We start from the raw sequence: 16432 nt of genomic DNA, 5'->3' as shown, positions 1-16432 counted from the left end.
ACAGGACGTACGTACGGAAGGGGTGAACGGTCGCGCGGAGCCGCGCGGGGGCGCGTCGGCGACGGTAATACGCCAACCCATAGCTACACGCGTAGAGTTGACACATTGTTATGGCTCGGCGAGGGGAAGCTTTCGCCACTCCCCCTGCGCCGAGCCCGGGCCTCGCGGCCCTCAGATCACGGGGTGGTCTTGACCTTGACCTCGCCGCTCGCGATCTTCGCCTTGGCGGCGTCCAGCTTGGCCTGGATGTCGTCGATGTAGCCGCCGGAGGTGGCGAGCGAGACGCCGCCGTCCTTCAAGGCGTAGGTGTTGGTGCCGGTCTTCGGCGAACCGTTCTTGACCGACTGGATCAGGTCGTAGACGCCGATGTCGACGTTCTTGACGACCGAAGTCAGGATCGAGGACTTGTACTTGGCCAGACCCGGGATGTTGTACTGGTCCGAGTCGACGCCGATCGCCCAGGCGCCCTTCGTGCCGGAGACGGCCTCGATGGCGCCGTTGCCGGAGGAGCCGGCCGCCGAGTAGACGACGTCGGCGCCCTTGTCGAGCATGCCCTGGGCGGCTTCCTTGCCCTTGTCCGGGGAGGCGAAGCCGGAGGTGTCCGAACCGTGGCTCAGGTACTGGACGTCGACCTTGATCTTCGGGTTGGTGGCCTTGACGCCCTGGACATAACCCGCCTCGAACTTCTTGATCAGCGGGACGTCGACGCCGCCGATGAAGCCGACGTGGTCCTTCTTCGTCTTCAGCGCGGCGGCGACGCCGGCCAGGTAGGAGCCCTGCTCCTCGGTGAAGACGATGGAGTCGGTGTTCTTGGCGTTCACCACGGAGTCGACGATGCCGAAGGTGGTCTTCGGGTACTTCGCGGAGACCTTGGTCATCGAGGTGGCGTACGCGTAGCCGACCCCGATGATGGGGTTGTAGCCGGCGTCGGCCAGGTCGGACAGGCGCTGCTCGCGGTCGGCCTCGGTGTCGGAGGTCTTGGCGGTCAGCTCCTTGAGGTCACCGCCGAACTCCTTCTTGGCCTTGTCGGCACCGCGCGCGGCGGAGTCGTTGAAGGAGTGGTCACCACGGCCGCCGACGTCGAAGGCGAGGCCGATCTTGACTCCGCCCTTCTTGCCGGAGTCCGACGAGCCCGAGGACTCGTTGTCCGAGGAAGTGCCGCCACATGCGGTGGCGGTGAGAGCGAGTGCCGCGGTGGCTATGCACGCAGCAGAGATTTTGGCTACCCGGCGCAAGGGAGGCTCCTTCGACCTGACCTGAGCGCCGGGCTCCCGGCGCTGGTTTTCGGACGGATCGTAACGCGCGTAGATGTCAGATAAAGGGCCGTTCCGCAGCCGTTATCGGATTGACGCGAACGCCGCCCGGCCGTCCGGTCTACGGGGCGTTACGAGGGTGGGTCGGGTGGGTTACGTGCCGCCCACACCGACCCTTTCCCCGCACCGGTTTACGCCCCCTGCCCCCGTGCGGCCCCCTCCATGAGCGCCGCCGCCGTGAACAGTTCCACTCCCACGGTGATCGCCGACTCGTCGGCGTCGAAGTCGCCCTGGTGCAGGTCGCGTCCGCCACGCTCGCCGGGGGTGCGCACCCCGAGGCGGGCCATCGCGCCGGGGACGTGCTCCAGATACCAGGAGAAGTCCTCGCCGCCCAGGCTCTGCTGGGTGTCCTCGACGGAGTGGGCGCCCCGGCGCAGGGTCATCGCCGCGGTCAGGAGGTCGGTGACCTCCGGGTCGTTGACCACGGGCGGCACCCCGCGGATGTAGTTGATCTCCGACTTGGCGCGGTAGAGGTCGGCGATCTCCTGGATCGCGCCGTGCACCAGATCGGGGGCCTGCCGCCACGCTTCGAGGTCGAGGCAGCGGACGGTGCCGGACAGCTCGGCGTGCTGCGGGATGACGTTGCACGCGTGGCCGGATTCGATACGTCCCCAGGTCACGGCGAGGCCCGAACGGGCGTCGATGCGGCGGGCGACGAGCGCGGGGACCTCGGTGGCCACCTTCGCGGCGGCGGTCACGAGGTCGGTGGTGAGGTGGGGGCGCGCGGAGTGCCCGCCGGGCCCGTCGAGCGCGACCTCGAGCCGGTCGCAGGCCGAGGTGATCGCGCCGTGCCGCAGCCCGATCCGGCCCGCGTCGACCTTCGGGTCGCAGTGCACGCCGATGATCTTCCCGACGCCTTCGAGCACGCCCGACTCGATGGCGTCGGGGGCGCCGCCGGGCAGCACCTCCTCGGCGGGCTGGAAGATCAGGCGCACGGGGTGCGGGAGCCGGCCCTGCCGGTGCAGCTCGGCGAGGACCAGGCCCGCGCCGAGCACGACCGTCGTGTGCACGTCGTGACCGCAGGCGTGGGCGCGGCCGGGCACGGTGGAGCGGTAGGTGCAGCTCGCCTTGGTGTCCGGGATGGGGAGCGCGTCGATGTCGGCGCGCAGGGCGAGCATGGGGGGCCCGCCCCGCCACTCCCCCTCCGCCGTGCCGATGTCGCAGACGAGTCCGGTGCCGATGTCCAGAATGCGTGGCGTAAGCCCGGCCTTCTCCAGGCGGGCCCTGATCGCCGCCGTCGTGCGGAACTCCTGGTTGCCGAGCTCGGGGTACATGTGCAAGTCACGCCGGAAGGCAACCAGTTCGGCACGGAGCTCTTCGGACAGCGTGCCGGGCAGCGCTCCGGAGGGGACCACTTCCCCGGGCTGACCGGCCTCGGACTCTCGGGACATCAATTGGTTCACCCTTTGAAGGGTAGGCCGGAGCAGGGGGCAGCCGCCCTACGATCAACAAAAGTTCAACCGGATTGGGGTAAGAAATGTGGCCGCGGAGCGCATGCGCGCCGCTCTGGGTGGGTATGACGGTTCTTTTACTCCGGTGTGGCGAATCCTGAGGTATCCAACTCGAAGCCGAACGGAGCAGGCACGCGCAGGGGGCGACCGAAGGGGACGGTGGTACGGGAGCGGTAACCCTTCGGGGACGGGTCCCAGAACGCGGTGATCTCCTCGGCCTGCATGTCGAGGACGAGGTATACGGGGACGATGCGGCCGTACGTATCGAGCTTGTCGAGCCAGTCGACGTCCTTGGTGGACGCGGAGGTCAGCTCGGCGACGAGGGAGAGGGCGGCGCCGTCGGCGTGACGGCCTTCCGCTTCGAAGGCGGCCTCGTCGGCGACGAAGAGATCCGGCCCGAAGCCACGCTCGACGGACGGAAACGTGAAAAGGAACGGAGAGGTCTCCGCGACCGTCCCCTCCGGGGCGTGGGACTCCACTTGCTTTCGCAGGCTGCGCATGGGGCGCAGGTAGCGCAGCTTCGACCACGGTGACACGACGATCTTCCCCCGGATGAGCTCAGCCTTGTAGCCGTCAGGCGTGTCCAGCCCCTCGACGATGCGGAGCAGATCCTTGAACGCTCCGGTCGTCGCGGTCGCCTCTATGTCCATCGGCCGCTCGATCATGCTGGTCACCGCGGTCCTCCGCTGCTTACAGGGCGTATCGCTACGTCCACCGTAGCGCCGGGTAGCGATCCCGGCCCGGCCCGTATCCGCACCCACCCGGACGAAGTAACTCAACGCGACAGCCCCAGCGCGCGGACGGACTGTTTCCCGCCACCACGTCCCGGGTACGCCCCCCGCCTCCACGATCTCGGTGATCAGCCCACGATCGCCACCGGCGCGTCCCACGCATCCCGGTCCACCGTGATCGTGTAACCGCCGCGCGACTCCTTGCTGTTCACCATGTACTGGTGGGCGCGACGGTGGCCCGTCCACAGGGTGGAGGCGAAAGGCCAGTCGGAGGTCGTGGTGTTGACCTTGTCCCACAGGGCGTACCAGAGGATGTCCGGCATGTTCGTGCGGTCCGTGGCCGTGGCTACCGCCTTCGCGCTGGAGCTGCGGAAGCCGTAGAAGCCGGTCCGGTAGCTCTTGGCGTGCACGGCCTTGTCCCAGGCGCGGACGTAGGCGAGGACCGCGTTGTTGCAGGACGTGTTCGTGGTGTCGTACGACTCCATGTCCAGGTAGAGCGGGGAGCCGGCCTTCATGCCGAGGGCGGCGGCCTTGGCCACGGCGTCGGCGCCGTCGGTCGCGCCGAGCGTCGCGGCCGTGCTCGCGGTCATCTTCTCGGGGTTCGAGCCGGACTGGCACGGCGGCTGGGCGCCCACGTACAGCGGGATCAGCTTCCAGCCCGAGGCGTTGACCGATTTCACCCAGGACGCGGTGAGGTTGGGCTGGGAGCAGCCGCGGTTCTTGCCGCCCACGTAGACGGCCGCGGCGCCGTAGAAGCCGGTCTTCCAGGCCTTCATGGCGGAGAGGGAGGGGGCCGTGCAGGTGTCGAAGGCGCGGCCTGTGTACGTCCTGGCCGTGGGGAGCGTGGTGGCTGTCGCGGACTGGGCCACGATCGCTCCGGTGGCGGCCAGTGCCACGCCCGCGGCGGACATGGCGAGGTAGCGGCGTCTCTTGGACAGACGGTGTCGTGGGTGCGTCACGGGTTCCTCTGGCGCTCTGTACCGATACGGAGTGGGGGGTGCGGTGGGTTTGACCGGCCCGCACCCCGCCGAGTTGCCTGTGCGATCACCAAGGTCTCGTCAAGATCCCGGAGGCCGGGGCTCACATCGCCGGGGCCACCGAGGCCAGGCGATGTACGTCGCGTGCCGTGCCGGTGACGCCCGAGAGGAAGCCCTGCGCGCGCGGTGAGGCGTTCTCCGTCAGCCAGGCCGGGTCGATGTCGCAGACGGCGACGCGGACCTCGGTGCCGGCGAGGGCCAGGGGCAGGGTGTGGACCACGGTGGAGGGGAAACTGAGGATCGTACGGCCGATGGGGCCGCGGCGGGCGATCAGTTCGAGAGGGAGGTCCGGGCGGACGATCTCCAGGCCGGTCTCGACCGCCAGGCGGTGCAGTTTGTCGGAGCTCTCGCGGCGGTGCGCGAAGTAGCGGGTCGCGCCGTGGGTGTGCGCGAGGGCCTGGACGGCCTCCAGGTAGCGGTCCGGGTCGACGACGCCGGTCTCGACGAGGGACGTGCCGACGAGGTCGGCGCCCTTCGTCATGCGGGGCGGGCCGAATCGGTCGCGGGTCCAGGTGAAGTCGTTGCGGGTGACGCGGACGCCGTCGGGGACCGAGTCGATCGGCATGGCCGAGAAGACCTCGACGGTGCGGCGGTCGCCGTCGGGGGTGAGGCGGCGGCGGGCGGCGGCGGAGACAGGGGCGAAGACGATGTCGCGCGGTCCGGGGCGGCCGCCGCGGCGGTGCCAGCGCTGGAGGCGTTCTCCGCGGGCGAGCTGGGAGACGAACTCCATGGTCGCGGTGCCGTCGTCGACGACGACGAGTTCGGCGGCCCGCGTGATCGTCAGGAGGAGCTGGACGTAGCGGGAGAACGGGTCGCCTATGACGATCCGGGCGGCCTTGCGCAGCGCGCCCGCGAGTCCGCCGATGGTGTGGAAGGGCGCCATGGGGCCGCCACGTGCCTCTTCCCAGCGCACGGTGTGGCCCTCGTCGCGGGCGAGTTCGGCCATGCGGCGCAGCTGGCCACGGGTCATGGGGTCCGTGGGCGACAGGACGACCAGGGTGATCCGGTCCGTCGCGTCCGTGCTCTCGGCGAGGTGCGCCCATTCCAGGACGTTGAGGAGCTGGACGGGGCTCTCCACGAAACACATGGTTCCGGAACGTCCGGAGCGTCCGGAACGTGCTGCTGACATGGGCGACAGAGACGACTGGGACGGCATGGGCCCTCCGAGGGACCAGTGGGGGGGTTGGGGCCCGTGGGCCGGCGCCGGGTCGGCGCCGGCCCACACGGGCGGACGTCGGACGGTCAGACGCCGACCGGCTCGCCCGCGGCGACGGCGATCTCCGACTCGGCGACGACGCCCGCGACGCGGCGGAGCTTCTTCATCGGGCCGAGCTCCGACTCGTAGACCTTCTTGACGCCGTCACCGAGGGACGCCTCGATGGTGCGGATGTCGCGCACGAGGCGGGTGAGGCCCTGCGGCTCGACGGAGGCGGCCTGGTCGGAGCCCCACATGGCGCGGTCGAGGGTGATGTGACGCTCGACGAAGGTGGCGCCGAGGGCGACGGCGGCGAGCGTGGTCTGCAGGCCGGTCTCGTGGCCGGAGTAGCCGATCGGGACGTTCGGGTACTCAGCCTGGAGCGTGTTGATGACCCGGAGGTTCAGCTCCTCCGCCTGCGCCGGGTAGGTCGACGTGGCGTGGCACATGAGGATGTTGTCCGAGCCGAGGACCTCGACCGCGTGACGGATCTGCTTCGGCGTCGACATGCCCGTGGAGAGGATGACCGTGCGGCCGGTGGCGCGCAGGGCGCGCAGCAGCTCGTCGTCGGTGAGCGACGCGGAGGCGACCTTATGGGCCGGGACGTCGAACTTCTCCAGGAAGGCGACGGCCTCGGTGTCCCACGGGGAGGCGAACCAGTCGATGCCGCGCTTCTTGCAGTGCTCGTCGATCTGGCGGTACTCGTCCTCGCCGAACTCGACGCGGTGGCGGTAGTCGATGTACGTCATGCGACCCCAGGGGGTGTCGCGCTCGATGTCCCACTGGTCACGCGGGGTGCAGATCTCGGGCGTGCGCTTCTGGAACTTGACGGCGTCGCAGCCCGCCTCGGCGGCCACGTCGATCAGCTTGAAGGCGTTGTCGAGGTCGCCGTTGTGGTTGATGCCGATCTCACCCGTGATGTAGACGGGGTTACCGGGGCCGGCGGTCTTCGAACCGAACGTGCGCAGGCGGGAGTTGGAGATCACAGAGCTCATGACTGAGGGGTTTCCTTACTTGTTGAGGGAGTCGAGAGAAGGGCCGAGGATCCAGGTGGCGATCTCTCGGATCGCACCGTCACCACCGGGGAGAGTGGTGACCGCGCGCGCGGCGCCTCGTACGACGTCGTGGGCGCTCGCGACCGCCACGGGCCAGCCGACAAGGCCGAAGCACGGGAGGTCGTTGACGTCGTTGCCGACGTAGAGCACGCGCTCGGGCGCGATGCCCTGTTCCTCGCACCACTGCTTCAGTGCGAGGTCCTTGCGGTCGATGCCGTGCAGGACCGGGATCTGGAGCTTCCTGGCCCGGGCGGCGACGACCGGGTTCTGTTCCGTGGACAGGATCAGCAGCGGCAGGCCTGACTTGCGCAGGGCCGCTATGCCGAGGCCGTCACCGCGGTGCACGGTGACGAACTCCCGTCCGTCGGAGTCGATCAGCACCGTGTCATCGGTCTGGGTGCCGTCGAAGTCGAGGACGACCGCGTCGATGTCATCTGCGGTCGGGAGGGCGCCGGGCCTGTTCGCGTCGAAGAGCGGCGCGAGGGCCCGGGCGCGGGAGAGGTCGTGCGGGTCGTCGATCTCCAGGACCCGCGCGGGGTCGGTGCGGACGAGTTCCGTGCGGCCGAAGAAGCGGTGCTTGGCCTGGCGGAAGCCGCTCGCGTCCATGGCGTAGACCGCGCCGGTCTCCAGGAGGTCCTGGGGGCGGTCCTGGCGCATCTGGCGGAAGGACTTGTCGTGGTTGACGCCGTAGCCGCCGCTGGTGGCGGCGGGGGCGACCAGCGTGTCGGTGCCGCCCTCGACGGCGGCGCGCTCGACCGCGGGCGCGACCGGCTCGTCATCGGCGTCGCGCCACACGAAACCGTGGAAGGGGGCGACGGTCAGGGCCGTGTCGGCGCCCTTCTCGACGATCGCGTTGACCACGCCGTCGATGTCCTCGCGGACGATGAAGGGGCTGGTGCACTGGACGAGGAGCACGACGTCGACCGCTGCGCCCTGGAGGGCCTCGTGGGCGTCGAGGGCGTGCAGCACGGCCGCCTCGGAGCTCGACTTGTCGCCGGCGATCGCGGCGGGCCGCAGGACGACCTCGGCTCCCGCCTCACGGGCCGCGGCGGCGATCGCGGCGTCGTCGGTGGAGACCACGACGTCCGTGACGAGCCGGGTGGCGCGGCACTCGCGGACGGTGCGGGCCACGAGGGGCACGCCGCCGACCGGGGCGAGGTTCTTGGCGGGCACTCCCTTGGAGCCGCCACGGGCGGGGATCACGGCGAGGACGCGGCGGACCGGTGCCGCTGTGCCCGCTTCCGGGTTGGTCATCAGGTCTCCTTGAGGGGTACGGGCGTTCACAGCTCGCCCATCCGCCGGATGACGGGCGCCACGCGCTGCACTCCGTGCCGGTAGGCGCCACGGGCGGCGCGGCGCACGATCTGCCGGACGGGGCCGGGCTCCTTGCCGGCGGCGGGTGCGCCGGGCAGCGGCGTCCCGTCGGGGGCGAGGTGGTGACGGGCGAGGATGCGCGGCAGGTAGCCGGGGGCGGTGGTGAGGCTGTAGTAGGGGGCCAGGGGCGGGAGCCGGTCGGCTCCGGTCAGGCCGGTGACCCGGGCGCGGGCCGTGTCGAAGGCGGTGTCGTACGTGCCGTCGGCCGCGACGCCCTGGCGTGCCACCCACTCCTCGTCGGCCTTCGGCAGGTGGCCCGCGTCGAGCTGGTCCCAGGAGGCGAGGCACCCGGAGCCGGTGAAGTGGTGGTTGCCGAGCGCCTCGCGCACCCCGAGGTCCGTGAGCAGCGCGGTGGGGATGCGCCGGTGCAGGGCTTCGAGCGCAGCCGTCGAGCTGACGGTGACCAGGAGGTCGGTGCGGTCGAGCACCTCGCCCATGTGCCCGTAGACGAGGCGGCAGTTGGCGGGGAGTCCGCCGTCGATCCGCTGGGCGAGCCTCTGGTAGGGCGCCTCTTCGATGTGCGTGGTGTGCTCGCCCGGCTTGCTGCGCAGCTTGAGCAGTACCTCGCGCTCGGGGTGCAGCCGGGCGTGTCCGACGAGCCGCTTGAGCAGGTAGGCGCGGTCGGCGGGGGTGTCCGGTACGGAGGGCTGCGCGGCGAAGACGACCGTGTACGGGGCGTGCTCCTCCTCGTAGGGCGTGCCGCCGAGGAACGGCAGCGCGCACTCGGTCACCGAGGAGGCGTCGGCGTCCACACCCTCGTACACGGCGCGGAAACGGTCCGCGTCGTGGCGGGAGTTGGCGAGGACGAGGTCGGCGCCGTGCCGCAGGAGCAGCCCGTCGGCGAGCTTCTCGTAGACGACTCCCACGTAGCCGGTGACGACGACGGGCCGCTTGGCCCTGCCCTGCCAGGCCCGCGCGAGGCCGTGGAGCATGGCCTGGACGGCGCCGCCGACGAGGGCGAGGACGACGACGTCGTAGCGGTCGGCGTCCTGCTCCATGCGGCGCAGGAATTCGACGGCGGTGACTTCGTCGAGGCTGTCGGCGCGGACGCCGACTTCGTCGAGCTGGCGGGGTGTCGGGGTGGCCCGGCCGCGCAGGAGGAATCCGTTGAGCAGACTCTCGTCGGGGTTAAGGCGGCGCGCGGTGAGCGCGCCCCACTTCCACCGGGTGTCGGAGTCCGCGAGCACGGCGACCCGTGGGGTCTCAGAGGTACTTGCTGGCACACCGAAGAAGCTAGGAAGCCATTCCGATCGACGGCCCAACCGGAGTGCAACAAACGGTTAACAGCGCACCGACGAATGGGGAATCCGGCCGGGAAGTGCCCGGGAAGCATGCGGGTTCACTATTCCGCCACGCGTCGTTCACCTGACATCTCACCATCGGTCAAGACGAATGCCGGGCCGCCGCCTAGCGTCCTTCACGTGGTCAAGCTCTCCGTCATCGTGCCGTTCTACAACGTGCAGCAATACGCGCCCGACACCCTCAGAAGTCTTCGTGCCAACGCGCGCGACGACTTCGAATTCATTCTCGTCGACGACTGTTCGAAGGACGAGACCCCGGACATTCTCGCGCGCGCCGAGCGCGAGCTGCCCGGCGCCGGCAGTGTCAGATACGTCCGACACGAAAAGAACGGAGGCCTGGCCACCGCGCGCAACACCGGACTCGACGCGTCGCGCGGTGAGTACCTGACATTCCTGGACGGGGACGACTGGCTCGCCCCTGGATACTACGAGCGACTGCTCGCCTCCATCGAAGGCCTGGGCTGCGATTTCGTCCGTACGGACCATGTCCAGTGCACCGCGCGGGCCCGCACCGTCCACCGCGTGCCGACCGGCAGGCGCGGTGTCGTGATGGATCCGCGCGAGGCGATCCTGCCCGCCGACCGCTCGACGTCCGTCGACTACGCGTACGCGTGGGCCGGCATGTACCACCGGCGGCTCGCCGACGCCGGCCTCCTCCACTTCACCGACGGCCTGCGCACGGCCGAGGACAGGCCGTGGATCTGGCGGCTGCACCGCGAGGCGAAATCCTTTGCCGCGGTGGGACTTCTCGGCGTGTTCTACCGGCGCGGTGTCGCCTCGTCGCTGACGCAGATCGGCGATGTGCGGCAGCTCGATTTCATCAAGGCGTTCGACCAGGTGGTGGCCGAAACGGCGCAGGACCAGGACGCGGAAAAACTTCTGCCGAAGGCCGTCCGTACGTACTGCGCGATTATTTCCCACCACTTGGGATCCATCGAAAGGTTCGAACCGGCAGTGGCGCGCAAATTGAAGACACTGAGTTCCGCGGCGCTGAAGCGCATGCCGCAGGACGTACTCGACGACGCGCTCGACTCGATGGACGCGCAGCGGGCGACGCGCCTGCGCCGGCTGCGGCGCCGCCCCGCCGCGGCGGGGGTGGCTGCCGCGTGACCACGCAGATCTTCCTCGCCTCCACGCTGTACGGGACCGCGACGCTCGCCGCCGCCCTCGACGCGGACTGCTACGCGCCCGCGGACCGGCGCATCCTGCTCGTCGCCAACAACGCGGCGACCCCGGAGACGACACCCGCCGTCGACGAGATGCCGGGCTTCGAGCGGCTGCGCGGCCGCTTCGACGACGTCGTGTCGTGGAACGAGACCATCGCGCCGTTCCACCCCGGTGGCTGGTCCCCGCGCCCCGACGACGTACCGCTGTGGGAGCGCCATCTGCGTCTCGCCTGGGACCTGGGCGACGACGACGTCGAGCTGGCCGTGGAGTCGATCCAGGTCAACCCGGCGATGGCCGTGGCGCAGATCTTCACCGGCGTCCCCGTCGACGTGTACGCGGACGGCCTGATGAGCTACGGCCCGACCCGCAACAAGATCGACCCGCTGGTCGGCACCCGCGTGCGGCGGCTGCTGCACCTGGACCTCGTACCGGGCCTGAAGCCGCTGCTCCTCACGGAGTTCGGCGTGGAGCCCGAGGTCGTGCCGACGGACGTCTTCGTGAAGGTGCTTGCCGAACTGGGCGATGTGAGCGGCGAGTTGCCGCCCGTCGGGCCCGAACCTGCCGTGCTGCTCGGGCAGTACCTGTCCGCGCTCGACATCCTCACCGCACAGGAGGAGGAGGACCTGCATGTGCGGATGATGCGCGGCGCGGTCGCCCTCGGCCACACGCGGATCGTCTTCAAGCCCCACCCGACGGCGCCGGCCACCTGGTCGCGCACACTGGAGGCGGAGGCGGAGAAGCTCGGCGCCGAGCTCACCGTCCTCGACACTCCCGTACTCGCCGAGGTCCTGTACCAGCGGATGCGCCCGGCTCTCGTGGTCGGCTGCTTCTCGACGGCACTCCTCACCGCGTCCGCGCTCTACGGCATCCCGGTCGCCCGCATCGGCACCGGCACCCTCCTCGACCGGCTCGCGCCGTACCAGAACAGCAACCGCGTCCCGGTCACGATCGTGGACGCGCTGCTGCCGGAGCTGTCGGAGCAGGCGGCCGTGACCGCGCAGGAGTCCGGCGCGGCGAACGCCGAACTGAACCAGCTGGTGCGCGCGGTCGGCTTCGCGATGCAGCCGAAGATCTATCCGGACCTGCGGGCGGCGGCCGAGCGCTATCTCTCGACGCACTTGAACGACCACACGTGGCGTTACTTCAAGCGCCGCAGGCTCACGTCCCTCGCGCTGCCTGGCGCCGTCCCGGCCCAGCTCGCGTTCATCCCGCGCAACGCGACGGTGCGCCGGGTCGCCCGCCGCGCGCGCTCGTTCAAGCGGGCTGCCCTCGGATGAGTACTTCGGAGACGACGCTCCCCAAGCTTTCCCCGGGAGCGGACCCCACGGTGCTAAGCGCGCGCCCCCGCGCGCACGCACCGCGGCTGAGAGCCCTGGACGGCCTGCGCCTCATAGCCGCCCTGATGGTCGCCGCGTACCACTACGGCGGCCGTGACGGTGAGGTGTCCCGGGCCTGGGGCACCTCACCGAAGGTCCAGTTCCCGTCACTGCACCAGTGGTTCGCCTACGGCTGCCTCGGGGTGCAGATCTTCTTCGTCATCAGCGGCTTCGTGATCTGCATGAGCGGCTGGGGCAAGCCCCTGCGCTCCTTCTTCGCCTCCCGCGCGTCCCGGCTGCTGCCGTCCTACTGGGCGGCCGTGATCCTGGTGACGGCAGTCTTCGCGCTGCCCGTGGTCGCGTACAAGGCCGTCTCGCCCAGTGACGCGCTCCTCAATCTGACGATGCTTCAGCAGCCGCTCGGCGTGGACCGGGTCCTCGGCGTCTGCTGGACCCTGTGGGCCGAGGTCCGCTTCTACGCGCTGTTCGCCCTGTGCATCGTCCTGCCGGGCGCGAACCGGCGCCGCGTCGTGCTGTTCTGCGCCGTGTGGACACTCGCCGCCGCGATCACCCAGGCGTCCGGCGAGCCGGCCCTCAAGGTCATCCTGATGCCGGAGTACGCGCCGTACTTCATCGGCGGCGTCGGCCTGTATCTGCTCCACCTCAACCGCCGCGACATGACCGCGTGGGGCATAGTCCTCGTGAGCTGGCTGATCGGTCAGCACTACGCGGTGGCCGCTCTGTGGCATGCACCGAACCCTCACTTCTTCTCGTACCGGGGGTCGGGCTCGATCATCTTGACAGTGACCCTCGGCTTCGTGGCGGTGGGCGCGATCGCGCTCGGGCTGCTGAACCGGATCAACTGGGGATGGCTGACGGTCGCCGGTGCGCTGACGTACCCGTTCTACCTGGTCCACGAGCATCTGGGCTGGGTGGTGATCGAGGTGCTGCACCGGCGTCTCGGACTGCCGTCCGCCGTGACGTTCACCCTCACCCTCGCCGCGATGCTCACCCTCGCATGGCTCCTGAACCGCTTCGTGGAGAAGCCGCTTGCACCTTTCCTGCGCAAACGGCTGAACCCCACGCCCGCCAGGATTCACTGAGGATTCATGCCCGGCGGAGTTTGCTGCCCGATTGGCGGATGCGATCTCTGAGCGCCTTGACCCTGTCGATCAGAAGCTCATAGGTTCGCGTCCCATGACTGCTGTGCACACCACCGCCCGGCGCCCGATCGACCTCGACGACGTCCCCGGCTGGTTCCCCCCGCTCGACCAACTCCTGTTCACCTGGCTCCTCGAACGGCAGGCGCGGCGGGAGGTCCGCGGGGATCTGCTGGAACTCGGCGTCTACATGGGCAAGAGCGCGGTCCTCCTCGGGCAGCATCTGCACGACACCGAGAAGTTCACCGTGTGCGACCTGTTCGAGGGCGACGCCCCGGACGAGGCGAACCAGGCCGAATCCACCAAGTCGTACGCCTCACTGACCCGGCAGGCCTTCGAGGAGAACTACCTCTCGTTCCACGACGAACTGCCGAAGGTCGTCCAGGCGCCCAGCTCCGTGATCTCCGGCGAGGTCGCCCCGGGCACCTGCCGCTTTGTCCACATCGACGCCTCGCACCTCTACGAGCATGTGTACGGCGACATCGGCGCCGCCCGCGAACTGCTCGGCGCCGACGGCATCGTCGTCCTGGACGACTTCCGTTCCGAGCACACGCCGGGCGTCTCCGTCGCCGCGTGGGAGGCCGTACTCAACCGCGGCCTGCGCCCGCTCTGCCTGAGCACCCAGAAGCTGTACGCCACATGGGAGGACCCCGAGCCCCTCCAGGACGAGCTCCTCGGCATGCTCAGGGAGCGCGACGACATCGCCCTCAGCGTGCAGCAGGCGGCCGGTCACCGCCTGGTCCGCACGAAGTCGAAGGCGGTCAAGGCGCCCGCGTTCCCGCGCTCCCGCCACCATGTGGAGCACCTGGAGGAACCGAAGGCGCCCTCCGCCCCGGTTCAAGCTCCCGTACGGGGACGCAGCCGCGCCCGCCGGATCGCCGTGGACCTGACGCCGCCGGTCATCACCCGGGCCGTGCGCCGCGCCCGCAGGGGCTGACGACTGTCGTCCGGGGCGGGCCGGGGCCTCAGACTCCCGCGAGGGACAGCTTGACCGCGAAGCCCAGGAACAGCACGCCCGCCGCCGTGGTCGCGCCCGCCGAGAGCCGCTTGCGGCGCCGGAAGGCGCCGGCCAGGCGGGTACCGCTGAAGATCAGGGTGGAGAGGTAGAGGAAGCTCAGGACCTGGAGCAGCCCGCCGAGGACCACGAACGACAGCGCCGGGTAGGCGTAGTCGGGATCCACGAACTGAACGAAGAAGGAGATCAGGAACAGGATCGCCTTCGGGTTGAAGAGGCTCACGATCAGGGCGCGGCGGTACGGGTGCTCGTCACCGCTCCCGGTCACCGGCTCGGTTTCGCTCTCCACCGCCGACTCACCGCGCTGCTTCCACAGCGCCCGCGCCGACCGGATCATGCCGATCGCCATCCACGTCAGATAGCCCGCTCCCGCGTACTTCACGACGAGGAAGAGCAGGGGCGTCGTCTGCAGCACGGAGGCCGCTCCGAGCGCGGCCAGTGTCATCAGGACCGTGTCCCCGGTGAAGACACCGGCCGCGGCCGCGTATCCGGTGCGTATGCCCTTGCGGGCGGCCACGGAGAGCACGTAGAGGGAGTTCGGTCCTGGCAGCAGGACGATGAGGACGAGACCGGCCAGATAGGTCGGGAGATTGATGACACCGAGCATGAAAGGGAGTGTCGCACGCCTATATGGCCATACGACACTCCCTGGTCAGACGGTGATACGCGGCCTCAGAAGGCGTCGGTCGGGATGTACGTGCCCCACACGTCGCGCAGCGCGTTGCTGACCTCGCCGACGGTGGCGCGGGCGCGCAGGGCGTCCTTCATCGGATACAGGACGTTGTCCTCGCCCTCGGCCGCCTTCTTGAGCGCCGCGAGCGCCGCGTCCACGGCCGCCTGGTCGCGCTCGGCGCGCAGCCTCGTGAGGCGCTCGGCCTGCTGGGCCTCGATCGCCGGATCGACGCGCAGCGGCTCGTAGGGCTCCTCGGCGTCGAGCTGGTAGCGGTTGACGCCGACCACGACGCGCTCGCCGGAGTCGGTCTCCTGCGCGATGCGGTAGGCGGAGCGCTCGATCTCGTTCTTCTGGAAGCCGTGCTCGATGGCGTTGACCGCGCCGCCGAGGTCCTCGACCTTCGTCATGAGTTCGAGGGCTGCGGCCTCCACGTCGTCCGTCATCTTCTCGACGACGTAACTGCCGGCGAACGGGTCGACGGTGGCGGTCACGTCGGTCTCGTAGGCGAGGACCTGCTGGGTGCGCAGGGCGAGGCGCGCGGATTTGTCGGTCGGCAGCGCGATGGCCTCGTCGAAGGAGTTCGTGTGCAGCGACTGCGTGCCGCCCAGCACGGCGCCCAGGCCCTGCACGGCGACGCGGACGAGGTTGACCTCGGGCTGCTGGGCGGTGAGCTGCACGCCCGCGGTCTGCGTGTGGAAGCGGAGCATCAGCGACTTGGGGTTCTTCGCGCCGAACTCCTCCTTCATGACCTTGGCCCAGATCCGGCGGGCCGCGCGGAACTTGGCGACCTCCTCGAGGATCGTCGTGCGGGCCACGAAGAAGAAGGACAGGCGCGGCGCGAAGTCGTCGACGTCCATGCCGGCCGCGACGGCCGTGCGCACGTACTCGATGCCGTCCGCGAGCGTGAACGCGATCTCCTGCGCGGGCGAGGCACCGGCCTCGGCCATGTGGTAGCCGGAGATCGAGATGGTGTTCCACTTCGGGATCTCGGTCCGGCAGTACTTGAAGATGTCGGCGATCAGCCGCAGGGAGGGCTTCGGCGGGAAGATGTACGTGCCCCGCGCGATGTACTCCTTCAGTACGTCGTTCTGGATCGTGCCGGTCAGCTGGTCCGCGGGGACGCCCTGCTCCTCGCCGACGAGCTGGTACATGAGCAGGAGCAGCGCCGCCGGGGCGTTGATCGTCATCGACGTGGACACCTTGTCGAGCGGGATGCCGCCGAACAGGATCCGCATGTCGTCGATCGAGTCGATGGCCACGCCGACCTTGCCGACCTCGCCGGACGCGATCGGGGCGTCCGAGTCGTGGCCCATCTGGGTGGGCAGGTCGAAGGCGACGGACAGGCCCATCGTGCCGTTGGCGATGAGCTGCTTGTAGCGGGCGTTGGACTCGACGGCGGTGCCGAAGCCGGCGTACTGGCGCATCGTCCAGGGGCGGCCGGTGTACATCGACGGGTAGACGCCGCGCGTGAAGGGGTACTTGCCGGGCTCGCCGAGCTTGTCGGCCGCGTTCCAGTCGGCCAGCGAATCAGGGCCGTAGACCGGCTCGATGGGCAGTCCTGACTCAGACTCGCGCGCCATGGTTGTGCCTCCAGCTCGGGTGTTACTTGCCAGTTGGGTCGACCCTCGCGACGGACTGTAGCGG

General features: G+C 69.8%; 14 protein-coding genes. 4 read left to right on the top strand and 10 right to left on the bottom strand.

Annotated elements, in window-relative coordinates; genetic code table 11:
* Window positions 1-176 precede the first annotated feature (176 nt).
* The 8 genes from ACY0PA_RS26295 to ACY0PA_RS26260 all read right to left on the bottom strand — a co-directional run bounded on the left by ACY0PA_RS26295 (window position 177) and on the right by ACY0PA_RS26260 (window position 9379).
* The gene (locus tag ACY0PA_RS26295) at window positions 177-1235 is read right to left on the bottom strand and encodes a BMP family lipoprotein (protein ID WP_473080086.1); all 1059 of its coding nucleotides are present in this window, start codon (window positions 1233-1235) and stop codon (window positions 177-179) included.
* A gap of 209 nt (window positions 1236-1444) precedes the next feature.
* Window positions 1445-2704: an amidohydrolase gene (locus ACY0PA_RS26290; protein WP_473080085.1), complete on the bottom strand. Its 1260-nt coding sequence runs from the start codon at window positions 2702-2704 to the stop codon at window positions 1445-1447.
* 137 nt (window positions 2705-2841) lie between these two features.
* The gene (locus ACY0PA_RS26285; protein WP_473086434.1) at window positions 2842-3429 is read right to left on the bottom strand and encodes a Uma2 family endonuclease; all 588 of its coding nucleotides are present in this window, start codon (window positions 3427-3429) and stop codon (window positions 2842-2844) included.
* 194 nt (window positions 3430-3623) lie between these two features.
* Complete coding sequence (locus ACY0PA_RS26280) at window positions 3624-4406, bottom strand: glycoside hydrolase domain-containing protein (protein ID WP_473086433.1); 783 nt, start codon at window positions 4404-4406, stop codon at window positions 3624-3626.
* A gap of 169 nt (window positions 4407-4575) precedes the next feature.
* A complete protein-coding gene (locus tag ACY0PA_RS26275) occupies window positions 4576-5661 on the bottom strand; it encodes a hypothetical protein (protein ID WP_473080084.1) in 1086 nt (361 codons plus the stop codon).
* A gap of 113 nt (window positions 5662-5774) precedes the next feature.
* Window positions 5775-6713, bottom strand: coding sequence for an N-acetylneuraminate synthase family protein (locus ACY0PA_RS26270; RefSeq protein ID WP_473086432.1), 939 nt, complete (start codon window positions 6711-6713; stop codon window positions 5775-5777).
* 24 nt (window positions 6714-6737) lie between these two features.
* Window positions 6738-8036 carry a cytidylyltransferase domain-containing protein gene (locus ACY0PA_RS26265; RefSeq protein WP_473080083.1) on the bottom strand — a complete coding sequence of 433 codons (1299 nt, stop codon included), beginning with the start codon at window positions 8034-8036 and terminating at the stop codon, window positions 6738-6740.
* 26 nt (window positions 8037-8062) lie between these two features.
* Window positions 8063-9379: a DUF6716 putative glycosyltransferase gene (locus ACY0PA_RS26260; RefSeq protein WP_473080082.1), complete on the bottom strand. Its 1317-nt coding sequence runs from the start codon at window positions 9377-9379 to the stop codon at window positions 8063-8065.
* Between the two features lie 198 nt (window positions 9380-9577).
* Between ACY0PA_RS26260 and ACY0PA_RS26255 the strand changes: the two genes are divergently transcribed.
* The 4 genes from ACY0PA_RS26255 to ACY0PA_RS26240 all read left to right on the top strand — a co-directional run bounded on the left by ACY0PA_RS26255 (window position 9578) and on the right by ACY0PA_RS26240 (window position 14037).
* Window positions 9578-10567, top strand: coding sequence for a glycosyltransferase family 2 protein (locus ACY0PA_RS26255; RefSeq protein ID WP_473080081.1), 990 nt, complete (start codon window positions 9578-9580; stop codon window positions 10565-10567).
* Complete coding sequence (locus ACY0PA_RS26250; RefSeq protein WP_473080080.1) at window positions 10564-11901, top strand: polysialyltransferase family glycosyltransferase; 1338 nt, start codon at window positions 10564-10566, stop codon at window positions 11899-11901. Before ACY0PA_RS26255 ends, ACY0PA_RS26250 begins: the two co-directional genes overlap by 4 nt.
* Entirely contained in the window at window positions 11898-13043 is a 1146-nt protein-coding gene (locus tag ACY0PA_RS26245; protein ID WP_473080079.1) for an acyltransferase family protein, read from the top strand. Before ACY0PA_RS26250 ends, ACY0PA_RS26245 begins: the two co-directional genes overlap by 4 nt.
* A 94-nt stretch (window positions 13044-13137) precedes the next feature.
* Entirely contained in the window at window positions 13138-14037 is a 900-nt protein-coding gene (locus ACY0PA_RS26240) for a class I SAM-dependent methyltransferase (RefSeq protein WP_473080078.1), read from the top strand.
* 28 nt (window positions 14038-14065) lie between these two features.
* On the opposite strand, the gene leuE is transcribed toward ACY0PA_RS26240, so the two are convergent.
* Both leuE and ACY0PA_RS26230 read right to left on the bottom strand, forming a co-directional pair.
* Window positions 14066-14722, bottom strand: a complete 657-nt coding sequence (leuE, locus tag ACY0PA_RS26235) for a leucine efflux protein LeuE (RefSeq protein ID WP_473080077.1) — start codon at window positions 14720-14722, stop codon at window positions 14066-14068.
* Between the two features lie 65 nt (window positions 14723-14787).
* Complete coding sequence (locus ACY0PA_RS26230) at window positions 14788-16368, bottom strand: acyl-CoA mutase large subunit family protein (RefSeq protein ID WP_473080076.1); 1581 nt, start codon at window positions 16366-16368, stop codon at window positions 14788-14790.
* Window positions 16369-16432 lie beyond the last annotated feature (64 nt).

It is taken from the genome of Streptomyces sp. DS1-CR2, assembly GCF_055760475.1.
Note: the sequence above shows the minus strand (reverse complement) of the source record. Positions and strands in the feature narration are given on the sequence as shown.

Excerpts from the sequence above, each read along its gene's own strand:
- ACY0PA_RS26290 (WP_473080085.1), bottom strand. The coding sequence starts at position 2,704 with ATGTCCCGAGAGTCCGAGGCCGGTCAGCCCGGGGAAGTGGTCCCCTCC.
- ACY0PA_RS26285 (WP_473086434.1), bottom strand. The coding sequence starts at position 3,429 with ATGATCGAGCGGCCGATGGACATAGAGGCGACCGCGACGACCGGAGCG.
- ACY0PA_RS26280 (WP_473086433.1), bottom strand. The coding sequence starts at position 4,406 with ATGTCCGCCGCGGGCGTGGCACTGGCCGCCACCGGAGCGATCGTGGCC.
- ACY0PA_RS26275 (WP_473080084.1), bottom strand. The coding sequence starts at position 5,661 with ATGTCAGCAGCACGTTCCGGACGCTCCGGACGTTCCGGAACCATGTGT.
- ACY0PA_RS26265 (WP_473080083.1), bottom strand. The coding sequence starts at position 8,036 with ATGACCAACCCGGAAGCGGGCACAGCGGCACCGGTCCGCCGCGTCCTC.
- ACY0PA_RS26245 (WP_473080079.1), top strand. The coding sequence starts at position 11,898 with ATGAGTACTTCGGAGACGACGCTCCCCAAGCTTTCCCCGGGAGCGGAC.
- ACY0PA_RS26240 (WP_473080078.1), top strand. The coding sequence starts at position 13,138 with ATGACTGCTGTGCACACCACCGCCCGGCGCCCGATCGACCTCGACGAC.
- leuE (WP_473080077.1), bottom strand. The coding sequence starts at position 14,722 with ATGCTCGGTGTCATCAATCTCCCGACCTATCTGGCCGGTCTCGTCCTC.
- ACY0PA_RS26230 (WP_473080076.1), bottom strand. The coding sequence starts at position 16,368 with ATGGCGCGCGAGTCTGAGTCAGGACTGCCCATCGAGCCGGTCTACGGC.